The sequence below is a fragment of the Mesorhizobium sp. 131-3-5 genome (assembly GCF_016756575.1).
GTDB classification, from domain to species: domain Bacteria; phylum Pseudomonadota; class Alphaproteobacteria; order Rhizobiales; family Rhizobiaceae; genus Mesorhizobium; species Mesorhizobium jarvisii.
The window spans coordinates 3,620,499-3,637,424 of record NZ_AP023254.1 but is presented as its reverse complement, the minus strand read 5'-3'; the positions used below and the strand labels follow the sequence as shown (position 1 = coordinate 3,637,424).

The 16,926-nt window shown below is 63.4% G+C and carries 14 protein-coding genes; 2 read left to right on the top strand and 12 right to left on the bottom strand.

What is annotated here, in order from left to right; genetic code table 11:
• Positions 1-52: 52 nt before the first annotated feature.
• Both JG747_RS17765 and JG747_RS17760 read right to left on the bottom strand, forming a co-directional pair.
• Positions 53-1,339: an FAD-dependent oxidoreductase gene (locus JG747_RS17765; RefSeq protein WP_202359711.1), complete on the bottom strand. Its 1,287-nt coding sequence runs from the start codon at positions 1,337-1,339 to the stop codon at positions 53-55.
• A gap of 53 nt (positions 1,340-1,392) precedes the next feature.
• Positions 1,393-1,803 carry a winged helix-turn-helix transcriptional regulator gene (locus JG747_RS17760; RefSeq protein ID WP_019858978.1) on the bottom strand — a complete coding sequence of 137 codons (411 nt, stop codon included), beginning with the start codon at positions 1,801-1,803 and terminating at the stop codon, positions 1,393-1,395.
• A 136-nt stretch (positions 1,804-1,939) separates the two neighbouring features.
• On the opposite strand from JG747_RS17760, the gene JG747_RS17755 reads away from it, so the two are divergent.
• Complete coding sequence (locus JG747_RS17755) at positions 1,940-2,833, top strand: SDR family oxidoreductase (protein WP_202359710.1); 894 nt, start codon at positions 1,940-1,942, stop codon at positions 2,831-2,833.
• Between the two features lie 54 nt (positions 2,834-2,887).
• Here JG747_RS17755 and JG747_RS17750 read toward each other — a convergent pair whose 3' ends face one another.
• From JG747_RS17750 to JG747_RS17735, 4 genes are all read right to left on the bottom strand, one after another.
• Positions 2,888-3,922, bottom strand: a complete 1,035-nt coding sequence (locus JG747_RS17750) for an SDR family oxidoreductase (protein WP_202359709.1) — start codon at positions 3,920-3,922, stop codon at positions 2,888-2,890.
• A gap of 41 nt (positions 3,923-3,963) precedes the next feature.
• Positions 3,964-5,883 carry a potassium transporter Kup gene (locus JG747_RS17745; RefSeq protein WP_202359708.1) on the bottom strand — a complete coding sequence of 640 codons (1,920 nt, stop codon included), beginning with the start codon at positions 5,881-5,883 and terminating at the stop codon, positions 3,964-3,966.
• 187 nt (positions 5,884-6,070) lie between these two features.
• Positions 6,071-7,984 (bottom strand): potassium transporter Kup, encoded by a 1,914-nt coding sequence (locus JG747_RS17740; RefSeq protein ID WP_019858984.1) that lies wholly within the window; start codon positions 7,982-7,984, stop codon positions 6,071-6,073.
• A gap of 98 nt (positions 7,985-8,082) precedes the next feature.
• A complete protein-coding gene (locus JG747_RS17735; protein ID WP_202359707.1) occupies positions 8,083-8,823 on the bottom strand; it encodes a pyridoxine 5'-phosphate synthase in 741 nt (246 codons plus the stop codon).
• Positions 8,824-8,983: 160 nt separating this feature from the next.
• Here JG747_RS17735 and JG747_RS17730 point away from each other — a divergent pair, with 160 nt between their 5' ends.
• Positions 8,984-9,403, top strand: a complete 420-nt coding sequence (locus tag JG747_RS17730; protein WP_038647625.1) for an STAS/SEC14 domain-containing protein — start codon at positions 8,984-8,986, stop codon at positions 9,401-9,403.
• Between the two features lie 2 nt (positions 9,404-9,405).
• Here the strand turns inward: JG747_RS17730 and JG747_RS17725 are convergent, their stop codons facing one another.
• From JG747_RS17725 to JG747_RS17700, 6 genes are all read right to left on the bottom strand, one after another.
• The gene (locus tag JG747_RS17725; protein ID WP_010910153.1) at positions 9,406-10,533 is read right to left on the bottom strand and encodes an ATP-dependent DNA helicase; all 1,128 of its coding nucleotides are present in this window, start codon (positions 10,531-10,533) and stop codon (positions 9,406-9,408) included.
• Between the two features lie 136 nt (positions 10,534-10,669).
• Entirely contained in the window at positions 10,670-11,047 is a 378-nt protein-coding gene (locus JG747_RS17720) for a nitrile hydratase accessory protein (protein WP_446720593.1), read from the bottom strand.
• Positions 11,016-11,675, bottom strand: a complete 660-nt coding sequence (nthB, locus tag JG747_RS17715) for a nitrile hydratase subunit beta (protein ID WP_202359705.1) — start codon at positions 11,673-11,675, stop codon at positions 11,016-11,018. Before nthB ends, JG747_RS17720 begins: the two co-directional genes overlap by 32 nt.
• Entirely contained in the window at positions 11,672-12,295 is a 624-nt protein-coding gene (gene nthA, locus JG747_RS17710) for a nitrile hydratase subunit alpha (RefSeq protein ID WP_202359704.1), read from the bottom strand. Before nthA ends, nthB begins: the two co-directional genes overlap by 4 nt.
• A gap of 78 nt (positions 12,296-12,373) precedes the next feature.
• Positions 12,374-15,535, bottom strand: a complete 3,162-nt coding sequence (locus JG747_RS17705; RefSeq protein WP_202359703.1) for an efflux RND transporter permease subunit — start codon at positions 15,533-15,535, stop codon at positions 12,374-12,376.
• Positions 15,532-16,797 carry an efflux RND transporter periplasmic adaptor subunit gene (locus tag JG747_RS17700; RefSeq protein ID WP_202359702.1) on the bottom strand — a complete coding sequence of 422 codons (1,266 nt, stop codon included), beginning with the start codon at positions 16,795-16,797 and terminating at the stop codon, positions 15,532-15,534. The genes JG747_RS17705 and JG747_RS17700 overlap by 4 nt, the downstream gene beginning before the upstream one ends.
• Positions 16,798-16,926 lie beyond the last annotated feature (129 nt).

Genomic DNA, 16,926 nt, shown 5'->3' with positions numbered 1-16,926 from the left:
ATTCTCGTGTTCTGAACATGGTGTGCATGCGAACCTGCCGGGGCGAAAAACTCTATGAAGCGGTCCTATCATGACCTAGATTTCGTCCGACATCCCATCGCGTTTCCGTCAATCCTGCCCGCCTGAACGGGTCGATCACCGTGCCGGCGACCATCGAGGCCAGAAACTGCGGCGCCGGCGGAATTTTCGCGACGGTCGCCACCAGCCTGTCGCGGATGAAGGGCAGTGCCACCGAATCCGATTGGTAGAATGGCGTGAATGCCAGCGACAGCGCCTGGAAGACACGCACGTGCCAGCGCCGCGCCTTGGCATAGGCTTCGAGTGCCGCCTCGACACTCTGCGTGCGCGCCAGCGCATGGCTGAGCGCCGCGGCGTCGAGCAGCGCCATATTGGCCCCTTGCCCAAGCTGCGGACTGGTCGAGTGCGCGGCATCGCCGATGACGGCCAACCGCCGGCCGACCGGCATCTTCATCGTGTGATGGCCGTAGCGGGCCAGCGACAGCTGGTCGAAACTGTCGATCTGGCTGGTGAACGCTTCGCTTTGTGGCCACAGCCGCATGACCCTCTCCTTCCAGGCGTCGATGCCGACAGCGCGCACCGCGTCGGCATCATCAGGCTTCAGGCTCCAGAAGAAGGCCGCCATCTTCTCTGCGCCCGGCTCCGGCCGGCCGATCGGCAGCACCCCGATCATCACGCTGGCCTTGTCGTAGCGCTGCGACAGCGCGTGTTCGTCAAAGCCTTCGCCGCGCCAGCCAAGCGACGCCCAGAACGCGCCATAGGTGAGTGACCGTGGCGCGCCTGCATTGGCCACGCTCTGCCGCAGTTTCGAGCGCGAACCGCTGGCGTCGACCACCAGATCGAACGGCCCTGCCTTTGCCCCATTGCCCCGGATCAGGGTCGCCCGTTCGCCGGCTTCCACCGTCTCGATCTCGACGCCGGTCTCGATGGCGATGGCCTCGCGCCGGGCGGCGCGAAAAAGCACGCCGAACAGCGCCGCCCGGTGCACCGCCAGGCCGAACCGGCGGCCGCGCTGGGCGTCGTAGCGGACGTCAAGCACGGTGCGCCCGGTCGAGGCATCGGCGCCATGCAGCCGGTCGATGCGGGCGCCGAGCGCCAGTATGTCGTCGAGCAAGCCGAGATTGGCCAGAACGGTCAGGCCGGTCGGCTGCAGGATCAGCCCCGAGCCGACCGGCTTCGGCTCCTCGAAGCGCTCGAAGATGGTGACCCTGTGCCCTGCCCGCTTGAGATAGAGCGCCGCGGCCAGCCCCGCCGGACCGGCGCCTGTAATTGCGATGTCGTAGGAAATACCGATCCCCCCAAGCCGAACTGGCCGGGACAATCCTTCAGCCGCCTGGTGAAATCAAGTCGCGCCGTCGAACGCCGTCGCGCTGCTCAAGCCTGCGTCGCGTCGAAACCGGCACGCGCCTCGCGCACCGCATCGTGGTTGAGCTCGGCCCACTGGATCAAATGATGCAAGGCGCCGAACATCGAGCGTCCGAGGTCGGTGAGCCTGTATTCGACGCTGGGCGGCTTGGTCGGGAACACTTCGCGATGCACATAGCCGTCGCGCTGCAGATCGTGGAGCGTCTGGGTCAGCATGCGCTGCGAGATGTCGGGCACCAGCCGCCGCAATTCACCGAAGCGATAGGGCTTCTCAGCCAGCGCCGCCATCAGCAGCGAGCTCCATTTGCCGTTGAGCCCCTGGATGACCTCGCGGACCGGACAATCGGCAAGGTTTCCACCGCCGGTCATGGCTTTGTAGACGTCGAGTTTGGATCTCAGATTGACGATCCGGCTGTCCATGGCTGGTTCCCTGCGTGTGCCTACCTCCCGAAAAACTGCCTTCTTTACGGCATCGGGTCAATTCCTATTTTAGTGCTGGTCTCATTTTGAGACCGATGTACGCACTCGCCGCTTGGCGCAACGACAGGACCTCCCAATGACCGAAACACTTCTCGTCACCGGTGCTGCCGGCCAGCTTGGCCGCAGCGTCATCCGCTATCTCCTGGACACGCACAAAGTTCCGCCGGCAAAGATCATCGCCACCACCCGCAACCCGGAAAGCGTCGCCGATCTGGCAGCGCGTGGCGTCGTTGTCAGAGCCGCCGACTTCAACGACGCGACCTCGCTGGAAAACGCATTCAAGGGCGCCGACAGGGTGCTGATCATTTCGACCAGCGATCTCGATCTCAAAACCGGCAGGCGTCTGAAGCAGCATGAGGCGGCGGTAGCCGCTGCGAAGAAAGCAGGCGTTTCACATCTGCTCTACACCTCGATGCCCAATCCGGAGCCGGTTTCGCCAGTGCTGTTTGCCGGCGACCACTACGGCACTGAGCAGGCGATCAAGGCCAGCGGCATCGCCTATACGATCTTCCGCAACGGCTGGTACCAGGAGAACCTGTTCATGGCCCTGCCGCACGCCATTGCCTCGGGACAGTGGTACACGTCGGCGGGCGACGGCCGCATCGCCCATGGCTCACGCGACGACATGGCCGCGGCCATCGCCGCGGGTCTCGCCTCCGGTTCGACCGACAGCAAGACCTATACGCTAACAGGCCCGCGGGCCTATACGACAGCCGAAATCGCCGCCCTGGTGAGCGAAGTCACCGGCAAGCCGTTGGACGTCATCCAGCTGCCCGACGAGGCCCTGACCGAAGGCGTGAAGGCGGCCGGCGTTCCCGAGGAGTTTGCTCGCGTCATCGTTTCGTTCGATGCCAACACGCGGTCCGGCCGCATCGACATGGTGACGGACGCGGTCGAAACGCTTTCCGGCAGGAAGCCGCGGACGCTGAAGCAGTTCCTCGAAGCCAATAAGGCCGCACTGGCTGGTTGAAACCAGAGCAATCCCAGGAAAGCTGGAGCGGCGGGAGGTCTCCCTGCCGCCGCGCTACTTCTTGAGCAGTCCGAGCCGGACCAGGCTCTCGCCGGTGGCGGCCAGCGCGTCTTCGCGCGAGCGCGGCGCCCAGCCGAGCACACGCACCGCCTTGGCGTTGGTGGCATTCTTGACCTTGCCAAGCTCCGTCACCAGCTGCGCGGCTTCGGGATTGAACAGCCCCACGATCCGCACCAGCCAATCGGGAAGCTCACGCGTCGTGACGCGCGCCGCCGCGTCGCCGAGCCGCGTCTTCAAGGTCTGCGCGATTTCCCGCACGGTCATGAAATCACCCGATACCGCCAGGAAGCGCTCGCCTTTGGCAGCCGGATTGGTCATGGCGCGCACATGCAGGTCCGCCACGTCGCGTGCGTCGACCACGCCGAAGGACAGACGCGGCAGCCCCGGCATGGCGCCGTTCATCATGCGCTGGACGAATTCGGTGGAGGTCGAATGGTCGGAGCCGAGCACAGGCCCGAAAATACCCACCGGGTTGACGACCGCCAATTCCAGCCTGCCGCCCTCGGTGGCAATGAAATCCCAGGCCGCGCGCTCGGCAAGCGTCTTCGACTTCACATAGGCGCTGACGTTGGCCGTCGGATCGGTCCAGCTCTCCTCCGTGAACGGCCGGCCTTCTGGCGGCATCTTCCCGTAGCCGATAGCCGCGAAGGACGAGGTCAGCACGACGCGTTTGACGCCAGCGTCGCGCGCCGCCCGCAGCACCCGCAGCGCCCCCTCGCGAGCCGGGATGATCAGATCATCCTCGTGCTTCGGCATGCCGCGCGGAAATGGCGAGGCGACGTGCAGCACATAGTCACAGCCGGCGACCGCTTGCGGCCAGCCGGCGTCGCTCATGAGGTCGGCCATGGCAAAGGACAGCCGGTCGCCCGGCGCGATGCCACCGGCCTTGAGCATGGCCAGAACATCGGCTTCACGCTTGGCGGAGCGCACCGTGGTGCGCACGCGGTAGCCCGCGTTCAGCAGGGCAAGGACACAGTGCGCGCCGAGGAAGCCAGATCCGCCGGTGACAAGCACCAATTCGCCGCTCATGCCCGCCTCCGCACCGCTTCAAGGTAAGGCGATCGAGCTTTTCAGATCGCCACCTGCGTGCCGATCTCCACCACACGCCCGGTCGGGATCTGGAAATATTCGGTCGCGTCGGCCGCCGTGCGTGCCAGGCCGATGAACAGTCGGTCCTGCCACACCGGCATGCCGGAATTGGGCGAAGCCTTGAGCGAGCGCCGCGACAGGAAGAACGACGTCGTCATGATGTCGAACTTCCAGCCCTGCTTGCGGCAGATCGCCAGCGCGCGCGGAATGTTGGGCTGCTCCATGTAGCCGAAGGTCAGCGTCACGCGCATGAAGAGCTCGTTGACCGTCTCCATCTTGACCCGGTCGCTGTCAGGCACCACCGGCTGCGGTGCCGTCACCACCGAAAGGATGACGTTCTGCTCATGCAGCACCTTGTAGTGCTTGAGGCTGTGCATCAGCGCTGTCGGTGCACTCAAGGGATCGCTGGTCAGGAACACCGCGGTGCCGGATACCAGTTGCGGCTTCTTCTTCAACAGATTGCCGGCGAGGAAATCGAGCGGGATCTCGTTGCGGCGGGTCTTGTCGAACAGATAGCGGCTGCCGCGCACCCAGGTCCACATACCCAGCACGATTGTGAAGGCCACCAGCAGTGACGCCCAGCCGCCTTCGAACACCTTGACGATGTTGGAGGCGAAGAAACCGATATCGATGAAGGCAAACAGCACCGACAAGCTGATCGCAACCCAGAGCCGCCATTTCCAGATGCGGGTCATGACGACATAGAGCAGCACCGTCGTCACCAGCATGTTGCCGGTCACCGAGATGCCATAGGCGGAGGCGAGCTTGCTGGACTCGCCGAAGCCGACCACCAGCATCATCACCACCAATGCCAGCAGAAGGTTGACACGCGGCATGTAGATCTGGCCGGACTGTTTTTCCGAGGTGTGCAGGATTTCGAGGCGCGGCAGCATGTTGAGCTGCACTGCCTGCCTGGTCAGCGAGAAGGCCCCCGAAATCACAGCCTGACTGGCGATGACCGTCGCGGCGGTCGCCAGCACCACCATCGGAATCAGTGCCCAGCCCTCGTTCATCTCGAAGAACGGATGACCGACGACGCCATTCTTGGCCAGCACGAAGGCGCCCTGCCCGGCATAGTTCAGCAGCAGGCAGGGAAACACGATCGACAGCCAGGCAAGCACGATGGGCTTGCGTCCGAAATGGCCGAGATCAGCATAAAGCGCCTCGGCGCCGGTGACAGCCAGGAAGATGGCGCCGATGGTGACGAAGGCAACGTCGGGCGAATGGATCAGGAAGGCGACGATGTAGTGCGGGCTGATCGCCCACAGGATTTCCGGATCGGCGATGATGTGCTTGAGGCCCGAAAGACCGATCGCCAGAAACCATACGGCGGTCACCGGTCCGAAGACCAATCCCACCCCGCCCGTGCCGAAACGTTGCACCGCGAACACCACGGCGAGAATCACAAGTGTCAGCGGCACGACATAGGGCTGGAAGGTGGGGGTGACGACATTCATGCCTTCGACCGCCGACAGCACGGAAATCGCCGGCGTGATGACCGCATCGCCGAAAAACAGCGAGGCGCCGACAATGCCGATGCCCAGGATCACCGCCGAGCGCTTGGGGAAACTGCCGCGCGCCAGCGCCATCAGCGACAGTACGCCGCCTTCGCCGCGGTTGTCGGCCCGCAGCACGAACATGATGTATTTGATGGTGACGATGATCGTCAGCGACCAGATAATCAGCGACAGGACACCAAGAATATCTCCGCGTTGCGCAACGCTGCCGTGAGACGACGCCACCAGCGCCTCGCGAAAGGCATAGATCGGGCTGGTGCCGATATCGCCGTAGACAACGCCCAGCGCGCCCAGCATCAGCACCTTGGTGCTATGCTGTTCGATTTCCGGATGGCTCGACTGTTCGACGGGTTCTGCCTCACTACCAGTGTTGGCAAGGGCCATGGACGACACTCCGATAAGCGCGCGGTGCTCTACGCTTGCTGCAATGCAATATCAAGTGCCGTAGCGTGATGGCTCCCATGTTGGCAACGCTAGGCTCCTTGGGAAATGGCCTATAATCCAATGGTCGCGGGCTGAATTCGCGGCCACGGGGCATGGCTGGCGCCCATAAAAGCTGCCGTATCAGCCTTTAAATAGCGACTTGCGTGCCGATTTCCACGACACGTCCGGTCGGGATCTGGAAATATTCGGTTGCATCGGCCGCCGTGCGGGCCAGGCCGATGAACAGCCTGTCCTGCCACACCGGCATGCCGGAATTGGGCGAGGCCTTGAGCGAACGCCGCGACAGGAAGAACGATGTCGTCATGATGTCGAACTTCCAGCCCCGCTTGCGGCAGATCGCCAGCGCGCGCGGAATGTTGGGCTGTTCCATATAGCCGAAGGTCAGCGTTACCCGCATGAACAGCTCGTTGACCGTCTCCATCTTGACCCGGTCGCTGTCTGATACCACCGGCTGTGGCGCCGTCACCACCGAAAGGATGACGTTCTGCTCATGCAGCACCTTGTAGTGCTTCAGGCTGTGCATCAGCGCTGTCGGTGCACTCAAGGGATCGCTGGTCAGAAACACAGCCGTGCCTGGCACCAGGTGCGGCTTCTTCTTCAGCAGATTGGCGGCAAGAAAATCGAGCGGGATCTCGTTGCGGCGGGTCTTGTCGAACAGATAGCGCGTGCCGCGTATCCAGGTCCACATGATCAGCCCCATCAGGCAGGCAACCGTGATCGACACCCAGCCGCCTTCGAATATCTTTACGATGTTTGCCAGGAAAAAGCCGCTGTCAATGATGCCGAACAGCAATGTCAGCGGCAGCGCGACCGCCAGCCTCCATTTCCACAGCTTGCGCATGACGACGAACAAAAGGATCGTCGTCATCAGCATTTCGCCGGTTACCGAGATGCCGTAGGCGGAAGCCAGCGAACTCGAACTGCCGAAACCGACGACCAGCAGCATCACCCCCAGGGAGATGAGCAGATTGACGCGGGGCATGTAGATCTGGCCGAGTTGCATTTCGGACGTATGCTGCACTTCTATGCGTGGCAGGAGGTTGAGCTGTACCGCCTGGCGGGTCAGCGAAAAAGCACCTGATATGACTGCCTGGCTAGCGATGACGGTTGCGGCCGTCGCCAGCCCCACCATCGGCATCAGTGCCCAGTCAGGCAGCATCTGGAAGAATGGATTGGTTGGCCTCCCGCCATTGGCCAGCACAAAAGCACCTTGCCCGAAATAGTTGAGCAGCAGGCATGGGAAAACCACGGAAAACCACGCCAACACGATAGGCTTGCGTCCAAAATGGCCGAGATCGACATAAAGTGCCTCGGCCCCGGTCACCGCCAGGAACACCGCGCCGACAGTGACAAAGGCGGCCGTGGGTGTGCTGGCGAGATAGGCGACCGCGTAATAGGGATTGATGGCCAGCAGGATCGATGGATCGTCCATCAGGTGATAGAGCCCTGCTACGCCGATAGCCAGGAACCACAGTGCGGTCACCGGCCCGAACACCGCCGCCACCTTTCCCGTGCCGAAGCGCTGCACCGAGAACAGGATGGCCAGGATGATCAGCGTGATTGGCACGACGTAGGCGTCCAGCGTCGGCGTCACCACTCTGAGGCCTTCGACCGCCGACAGCACGGAGATGGCCGGCGTTATGATCGAATCGCCGAAAAACAACGCCGCGCCGCAAAGGCCGATCGCCAGAATAAGTCGCGCACCTTTGGGATAGGCGGTTCGCGCCAGCGACATCAGCGATAACGTACCGCCTTCGCCCTTATTGTCGGCGCGAAGTACGAAGGCGACATATTTTATCGTCACGATGATCGTTAGCGCCCAGACGATCAGCGACAGTACACCAAGCACCTGAGCGCGCGTATCGATACCGGGCGAAGCGTGAAGCGCCTCACGGAAAGCGTAGATCGGACTGGTGCCGATATCGCCATAGACAACGCCGAGCGCACCCAGCATAAGAACCTTGGTGCTGTGCTGTTCGGCCCCGGAATGGCTCGATTGCTCGACGGTTTCGGCCTCGCTATCGCGACTGGCAAGGTCCATAGACCACTCCCCGACGAGCGCTCGGTGCTTCACGCATGCTGCGATGCGATGTCAGTTGCACGCTATGGCTGCCATACCTGCAAGGCGAAACTCTACCCCTACCAACCGCAGGCTCTGAGAAACCGACCCACCGTGCCGGCCATGCCATACTCCAACGCGTCGCCTGTCAACCCATGCCCGATTGACACTTCGGCCAATGCCGGAATGCGCTTGGCCAGAGCCGGCAGATTGGCCACTGTCAGATCGTGCCCGGCATTGACCTGGAGGCCGGCAGCAAATGCTGCGTCGGCGGTTTTTCCCAATCTTTCCAGCTCTTTGGCGGCCTTTGCGGAGTCGGAATGATAGCTGCCATAAGGGCCGGTATAGAGCTCGATCCGGTCGGCGCCAGTGTCTCGCGCGGCTGTCATGCCGGCGGGATCGGCGTCGGAAAACAGCGACACCCTGAAGCCGCCCTTCTTCAGGCGCCTGACGATCGGCGCCAGCAACGCCGCATCGGCGACGAAGTTCCAGCCATGGTCGGAGGTTGCCTGCGCCGGATCATCGGGAACCAGCGTCACCTGCTCGGGCTGATGCTTTTCCACAAGCTCCAGGAAATCCTCGCTCGGGTAGCCTTCGATGTTGAATTCCGCCTGCGGGAACTCATCATCGATCAGCGCCCGGATCTCGGGCAGGTCGGAATGCCGCGTGTGACGTTCGTCGGGACGCGGATGCACGGTCAGCCCATGCGCCCCGGCGGCAAGCGCAAGCCGGCCGATGCCGGTGACGCTGGGCCATGGCAGGTCGCGTCGGTTGCGCAGCATGGCGATGGCGTTGAGGTTGACGGAAAGCTTTGCGGGCATGTCTGGTGTCCGTGAAATCAGGCGGTTAGCACGCGCCACACCTTGTCCGTTCAGCCGCGGCGCGCTTGAGATCCGGCATCTATAGCGCCTTTGATGGGAACAGATAGAGGTTTCCGGTGTTCCAGAAGACCAACGCTGTCTTGCGCAAGGAGGCCCACTCGTGAATTTCCTGCAATCCGTGCCGACGATCCGTCGCATCGACACTGATCGCGACGACCTGTTCGCCATCGACGTGGTCGGTCATGTCTCGGCGGCCGATGCGGAAAACCTGTTCGGCCTGCTGGAGGCGGCCTACGCGCTGCATCAGCGGATCGATGTGGCCGTGCGAATCGTCGATCACGATGGCGTCGACTGGGCCGACATCTCCGACGAGACCCTGAAGCAGGGCGCCGTCCATGCACTGGAACATATAGGCCGCTGCGCGGCGATCGGCATGCCGGATTGGACATCGGACGCGCGACACGCCTTGCCCACGTCGTCGCCCATCGAATTCCGCCATTTCGACGCTGACGACGAAGCCGAGGCCTGGGAATGGCTTGGGGTCCGGCAGGTCGGCGTGCGAGAGAAGCCGGCGTCGTAACTCTATCGGACAATAGTCAATCGCTCGGCGGCCCGCGTAATCGCGGTGTAAAGCCAGCGCTGGCGCGTTTCCTTGAAGGCCCAGCTTTCGTCGAACAGCACGATTTCGTTCCACTGCGAGCCCTGAGCCTTGTGCACGGTCAAGGCATAGCCGTAGTCGAAATCATCAAAACGCTTCTTCTGCTGCCAGGGGATATCGGCGTCGGGATCCTCGAACGCCGCCTTGAGCAGCTTGATCTTGGCGACGCCGCGATCCGGATCGTCCTCTTCCGGCGACACAAGAAGATTGATCCCCGGCTTCACCGTCTCGCGCGACGAGGTCATCACCTTCCACAGCGAACCGTTGAGCAGGCCCTTGGCCGGGTCGTTGCGCAGGCAAACCAGCTTGTCGCCGGCCTGGGGGTAGTCGGCGTTGAAGCCCTTGAGCTCGCGCAGGCGCTGATTGTAGCGGCGGCGCGTGCGATTGGTCCCGACCAGCACCTGGTCCGCCTTCAGCACCAGTTCCTGGGTGACGTCTTCCTTGCCGATCACTTGCGCCGTACCATAGTCGCCGCGCATGAATTCGCGGCCTTCGCGCACGTCGAGCGCCAGCCGCAGGATCGGATTGTCGCGCGCCTGCCGGTGGATTTCGGTGAGCAGGAAGTCGGGCTCGTGATCGGTGAAGAAGCCGCCGCCCGAGATCGGCGGCAGCTGGCCGGGATCGCCCAGCACCAGGATCGGCGTGCCGAAACTCATCAGGTCGCGGCCGAGCTGCTCGTCGACCATCGAACATTCGTCGATGACGACCAGTTTCGCGCGCGAGATCGGGCTCTGCCGGTTGAGCGAAAAGGTCGGCGACATCGAGGTCTTGCCCGTCACCTCGTCTTCTACCGATTCCTCGCCCTTGGGCCTGTAGATCAGCGAATGGATAGTGCGGGCATTGACCGCACCCTTGGAGCGCAGAACCTGGGCGGCCTTGCCGGTGAAGGCGGCGAACTGCACCTGGCCGTCGACATGTTCGGCGAAATAGCGCGCCAGCGTCGTCTTGCCGGTGCCGGCATAGCCGAACAGCCTGAACAGCTGCGGCTTGCCGGCCTGCAGCCAGCGGGCGACCGCTTGCAGCGCCTCGTCCTGTTGGGGTGAGAATTCCATCTGATCGTGTGACCGGATTCGAGAGGGAAAGACAAGATAGGCGCCACCATCGATACAGACAGCGGCTAACTCCCCGCACCCAGATTATCAGGCGCAAACAGGAACGTAAAGGGAACAAACACAGTTCCGCCCGTGATCACCTCGCGGCATGCGGATCGTTTTCCAGCAGGATCGGCTTGCCGTGCGGCGTGGCGTGCGCGGCGCGTTCCCAGGCCTGCGCCATCGCATCGACATCGGATTTGCCGGCCAGCCCCTTTGACGCAAGCAGGCTTTCCAGCGCCGCCAGCCAATGCTCGTAATAGTCATGACCGTCGGCTGCAGAACCCGGCTTCTTCACCTCTGTCGAAAGCGCATCCGCCCACTCGCTCCAGGAGAACAGGCCCTTGTCGTGCAGCGCCACCGTCATGGCGAACGCCTCGGCCTGCCAGGGCTCCGCAAAAACCGGCGCATCGAGGCTGGCGGGAGAATCGGTATCGGCCGCGTCAGGCAGGCTCAAGATAGCTCTCCCAGGCATCGATCGAGACAACAAGGGTCGGATCCGCCCCCTCGCCCCAGATCTCCGTGCCGTCGAAAACCACGGTATAGACCCATTGCGGGTTTTCGCCTTGCCCATGCGCGTTGCTGTCGGGAAAGACGAAGCCGTCGCGCACCGCCTCGACCCTGCCCCGCTTGTCGCGCGCGTAGCGCGGCAGCCTTGTGTGGCCGGTCGGGTTGAAGTTCTTCGTCCGCACGGCGTCACCGGCGTTGAACCGCGCCGGCTCTGCCATCGGCCGGTTGCAGGGACCGCCCTTGGCCAGCACGGCAGGCACATTTTCTGCCTTCAGCACCCGTTTCGGGGTCGCCGCCGCATCGATCGCTTCGCCCGCATCGAGATCGCGTTCGCTGACGAAACTATGGCGCTTGAGCAGGGTTTCCAGCGCCTTGATCCAGATCTGGTAATAGCTGGAGGAATAATAGTCGGCCGGATGCAGCGATTCCCGCGCGTGCCGGCTCTCGTCGATGTTCCAGGCGCCCATGGCGCCGGCGCACAGCGTCACACCCAGCGCCCGCCTTTCCCAGTCGGCGTGGAAATAAGGCTCGTCCTTTTCGGGCGCGACCGGCCCGAACCCCATCTGTCCGCCGAGATCCTGCGGCCCGTTCATGCCGGCTGCCTCGTTTGTTGCGGTTCCTGGGCGAGCGCCGTGCCGATCATCGCGTCACGGCTCACCAGCTCCGCCAGCCGCTCCTCGCTCCAGCCTTCGGTGCCGGCCGGCGGCATCGGCACGACGAGATAGCGCAGTTCCGCCGTCGAATCCCAGACGCGTATCTTGGTGGCGGCCGGCAGCGTCAGCCCGAATTCCTCGAGCACGCCGCGCGGATCGATCACCGCGCGCGACCGATAGGGCGGCGCCTTGTACCAGACCGGCGGCAGGCCGAGCACCGACCATGGATAGCAGGAGCACAGTGTGCAGACGACGAGGTTGTGCGTATCAGCCGTATTGAACACCGCCTGCATGTGCTCGCCCTGGCGGCCGGTATAGCTCAGCGATTCGATCGCCGCCGTCGCGTCGCGCTTGAGCCAATCCGCATAGGCAGGATCGCTCCAGGCCTTTGCCACCACCCTGGCGCCGTTGCGCGGGCCGATCTTGGTCTCGTAGGTATCGACGATAACGTCGATCGCAGCCGGATCGATCAGCCCCTTGCGGGTCAGGATGGTCTCCAGCGCCCGCACGCGGGCGGCAAACGGATCGAGCTCGTTGTCGTGGTCATGATCATGGGACATGGCCGCAAATTACGGTCCCGACTAGCCGGCCGCAAGCATGACGGCTTGGGCCAGCGAAAATCAGCGCCTGCTGGCCGGCTATTCGGCGGCCGTCTTCTGCGGCTCGGCCGGGATGTCGTCGTTGATCCCGAACAGCGAGGGCTGTTCGGGATTGTCGACCGCATGCAATTCGGCCTTGCGCTTCGGCATGAGCCCGGCGAGCCAGCCCGAGAAATTCTCCATGTAGACGTAGATCACCGGTGTCACGAACAAGGTGAGCGCCTGCGAAGCCAGCAGGCCGCCGACAACGGCGACGCCCAGCGGCTGGCGCAGTTCGGCGCTGGCGCCGGTACCGAGCGCGATCGGGAACGTGCCCATCAGCGCCGCCAGCGTCGTCATCATGATCGGCCTGAAACGCATCAGACAGGCCTTGTGGATGGAGTCCTTGGCCGACATGCCCTCTCGTCGCAATTCGAGCGCGACGTCGACCATCATGATGCCGTTCTTCTTGACGATGCCGATCAGCATCAGAATGCCGATCACCGCGATAACCGACAGATCCATGCCGGCGAAGCGCAAGGCAACGACGGCGCCCAGCACCGCCGACGGCAGGCCGGTGAGGATGGTCAGCGGGTGGATGAAGCTCTCGTACAGAATGCCGAGCACGATATAGATGGTCAGGATCGCGCCGCCGACCAGCAGGCCCTGATTGGCTAGCGAATCCTGGAAGGTCTTTGCCGTGCCGGCGAAGGAAGTCGAGATCGCCGTTGGCATGCCGATCTGCTCCTTCAGCGCGCTGATGCGAGCCGTACTGTCGCCAAGCGCCACACCTTGCGGCAGATTGTAGGAGATGGTCACGGCCGGAAGCTGGCCGAGCTGGTTGACCGTCAGGGCGCCCGCCGTGCGATCGACGCGGGCGAAGGCGCCAAGGGGAACCAGACTGCCGCTCGCCGTCCGCATCTGGATGGCGAGCATCCGCTCGGGCGACCATTCGATCTTTGGGTCGAGCTCGGTGATCACTTCGTAGCTGTCGGCCGAACCGAAGATCGTCGAGACCTGGTCGGTGCCGAAGCCGCCATAGAGGGCCGAGCGCAGCGTGTCGGTATCGATGCCGAGCTGGGCAGCCTTGTCACGATCCACCACCAGCGATGCCTGCAGCGCATTGTTCTGCAGGTCGCTGGTGACGTCGGTGAAGGTCGCATGGTCGGCCGCCATCGCGTCATTCAGTTTCTGCGCCCAGATATCGGTCTGGACGGTATCGAGGCCCTGAACCACCAACTGGTAGGCGCTGGCCGACGACCGCGAACCCAGCCTCAAATTCTGCACCGGCTGCATGTAGGTTTCGATACCCGCCACTCCGGCCAGCTGCTTGCGCAGATCCGAAAGCACTTTCTCGATATCGGGACGCTGGTCCTTGCCCTTGAGCTGGACGAAGAGCTGCCCCTGGTTGAGCGCGTTGTTGCCGCTGCCCGCCGACCACGCAACATGGTCGACATAGGGCGAGTGCGAGAAGACGCTGGCCACCTGCCCCTGCAGCTTCGACATGGCGTCGAACGAGATGTCCTGGCGCGCAATGGTGGTCACCGATATCTGGCCGATATCCTCTTGCGGGAAGAAGCCCTTCGGCGAGATCTCGATCAGCCATACCGACGCCGCCGCGGTGCCGATGAAGACGAGGAACACCAGGAAAGTGTGGCGCAGACAGAAGCTCAGAACCCGGTCGTAGCCGCGTGTGATGAGGTCGTGCTTGTGGCCAGGGGCGTGTGCCTCGCGATCGGCCTTGGTGACCGACAAGAGCCGCGAGCACAGCATCGGCGTCAGCGTCAGCGACACGAACATCGATGCCAGGATGGCGACCGTCACCACCACGGCGAACTCGTTGAAGATGCGCCCGATGACACCGCCCATCAGAAGCACGGGGATGAACACCGCCACCAGCGAGATCGAGATCGAGATGATGGTGAAGCCGATTTCGCGCGCGCCCTTCAGCGACGCGTCGAAGGCCGACAACCCATCCTCCTCCATGTGGCGGAAGATGTTTTCCAGCATGACGATGGCGTCGTCGACGACGAGGCCCACCGCCAGCGTCAGGCCCATCAGCGATATGTTGTCGATGGAAAAGCCGAACAGGAACATCGCAGCGAGCGTGGCGATCAGCGAGATCGGCACCGCCACTGCCGGGATGATGGTCGCCGTCACCCGGCGCAGGAACACGAAGATCACCATCACCACCAGCGCGATGGTCAACAGCAGCGTGAACTGGACGTCGTCGACCGCCTGGCGGATCGAGGTCGAGCGGTCGTTGAGCAGCTTGATCTGGGCAGCGGCCGGCATCTGGTCCTGGAAGGACGGCAGCATCGCCTTGACCTTGTCGACGACGTCGACAGTGTTGGCATCGGGCTGGCGCTGCACGGCCATGATGATCGCGCGCGTGCCGTCATACCAGCTCGCCGTCGTGGTGGTCTGCACCGAATCGACGACACGGGTCACCTCGCCCAGCCGCACCGGATGGCCGTTCTTGGTGGCGATGATGAGGTTGGAGAAGCCCGCGGCGTCGGTCAGCTGGGTGTTGGCGGTGATGGTCAGCTGCTGCTTGTTGTTCTGCAGCACGCCTAGCGGCGTATTGCTGTTGGCCGATGCAACCGCCGCCTGCAACTGATCGATCGAGATACCGCGCGCGGCAAGCGCCGTCGGATCGATCTGGATGCGAACGGCATATTTCTGCTGGCCGAAGATCGAGACCTGCGCCACGCCGTCGATGGTCGACAGCGACGGCGAGATGACGTTCTCGGCAAAGGCATCGAGGTCGGTCAGCGGAACCGTGTCGCTGACCAGCGACATCAAAAGGATCGGCGCATCGGCCGGATTGACCTTGCGATAGCTGGGTGGCGACGTCATCTGCGGCGGCAGCGATTTTTGCGTTCGCGCGATCGCCGCCTGCACATCCGCCGCCGCGGCGTCGATATCCCTGTTGAGCACGAACTGGATGGCGATCGAGGTCTGGCCGAGCGAGTTCGTAGTCGAAATGGAATCAATGCCGGCGATGGTCGCGAACTGCTTGATCAGCGGCGTCGCCACCGATGTCGCCATGGTTTCCGGCGAGGCGCCCGGCAGTGAAGCCGAGACGTTGACCACCGGGAATTCGGCGCTGGGCAGTGCTGCCACCGGCAGGAATTTGTAGGCGAAGAGTCCGGCCAGCACCAGGGCGAACGACATCAGGAGGGTGGCGACGGGCCTGCGAATGCAGAATTCGGAAATCATCGGGCCGCCTCGCCGGCGTTGGTTGCTTCGGCCACCTTGGGCGCGGCGGCCGCGGTGCCTTCGTGCACGGCGGCGCCATCCTTCAGCCTGGTCTGGCCTTCTGTGACCACTTTCTCGCCGGCTTTGAGGCCTTGGCTGATGGCGCTGTTTTGGCCTTCGGTCAGCGCGACCTGCACCGGCCGCATCTCGACCGTGTTGTCCGGCTTGACCACATAGACGAACGGGCCCTTCTGGCTGGGCTGGACCGCGACGGTGGGAACGGAGGTCATCTGCGGCATGATGCCGGCGTCGAGGACGACATTCACATACTGGCCCGGCCACAGCGAAAGATCCGAGTTCGGTATGCTCGCCCGCGTGGCGATCGTGCCCGAGGCGGTATCGACGCTGGAATCGACGAAATCGAGCGTACCCTTGCCGATCGGCGTCGGCTCGCCGTCCTTGGTCAGCGTCACTGCCCCTTGCTGCGGATTGGCAAGCGCCTTGTGCAACAGCGCAAGATTGCTTTCCGGCAGGTTGAAGTTGACCTGCAACGGGTCCATCTGGGTGATGGTCACCAGCGGTGTCGAGGTGCTGCTGTTGCCATTGCTGGTGGTCACCAGATCACCGACGGCAACGTTGACCGCACCGAGCCTGCCCGCGATCGGCGCCGTGATGGTGGCAAAGCCAAGCTGGACATTGTCCGCGTCGATCGTCGCCTTGTCGGCATCGACGGTCGCGGCCGCCGCCTTCTGTGCGGCTACAGCCTGATCATAGGTCTGCTGCGTTCCGGCCTGCTTGGCGACAAGGTCCTTGGCGCGCTGAAGATCGGAATTCGAACTGGCAAGCAGCGCCTGGTCCTTGGCGAGCGTGGCCTGGTCCTTGGCGAGTTGCGCCTTGAGCGCCCGGTCGTCTAGCGAGAACAGGGTGTCGCCGGCCTTGACCATCTGCCCGTCCTTGACGTCGATCGACACGATCTGGCTGGAGGCCCGCGCGTTGATGCTGACCACGGCGGGTGAGGAGACGAAGCCGATGGCGTAGCGCCGGATCGGGAAGTCGGCCGTCGTTGCCGTCGCCGAAACGATCGAGGCCGAACGGGCGCCACCTCCGCCGGCCCCTTGCTTGCCCCCGGCTGCCTGCTTGTCGGTTGCCGCCTTGTTCGACGCCACGACTTGCTTTGCGCCGATGGGTTGCTCAACCTTGCCTAGCGTATCCGGAGACAGATAGAGCCAGGCCGCGCCCGCACAGGCGACGACAAGCAATGAAACAATGACTTTTCCACGCATCGAAAAAAGGCCTCTCCGTCCGACACGCCGTAGTCAGGTGGTCGTATTCTAGCGCAATCCACGGCTTATTGCCGTGATTTCGCCGAATAGATAGGACAGGCATTTGTTGGAAAAGGGCCAAAACACGGC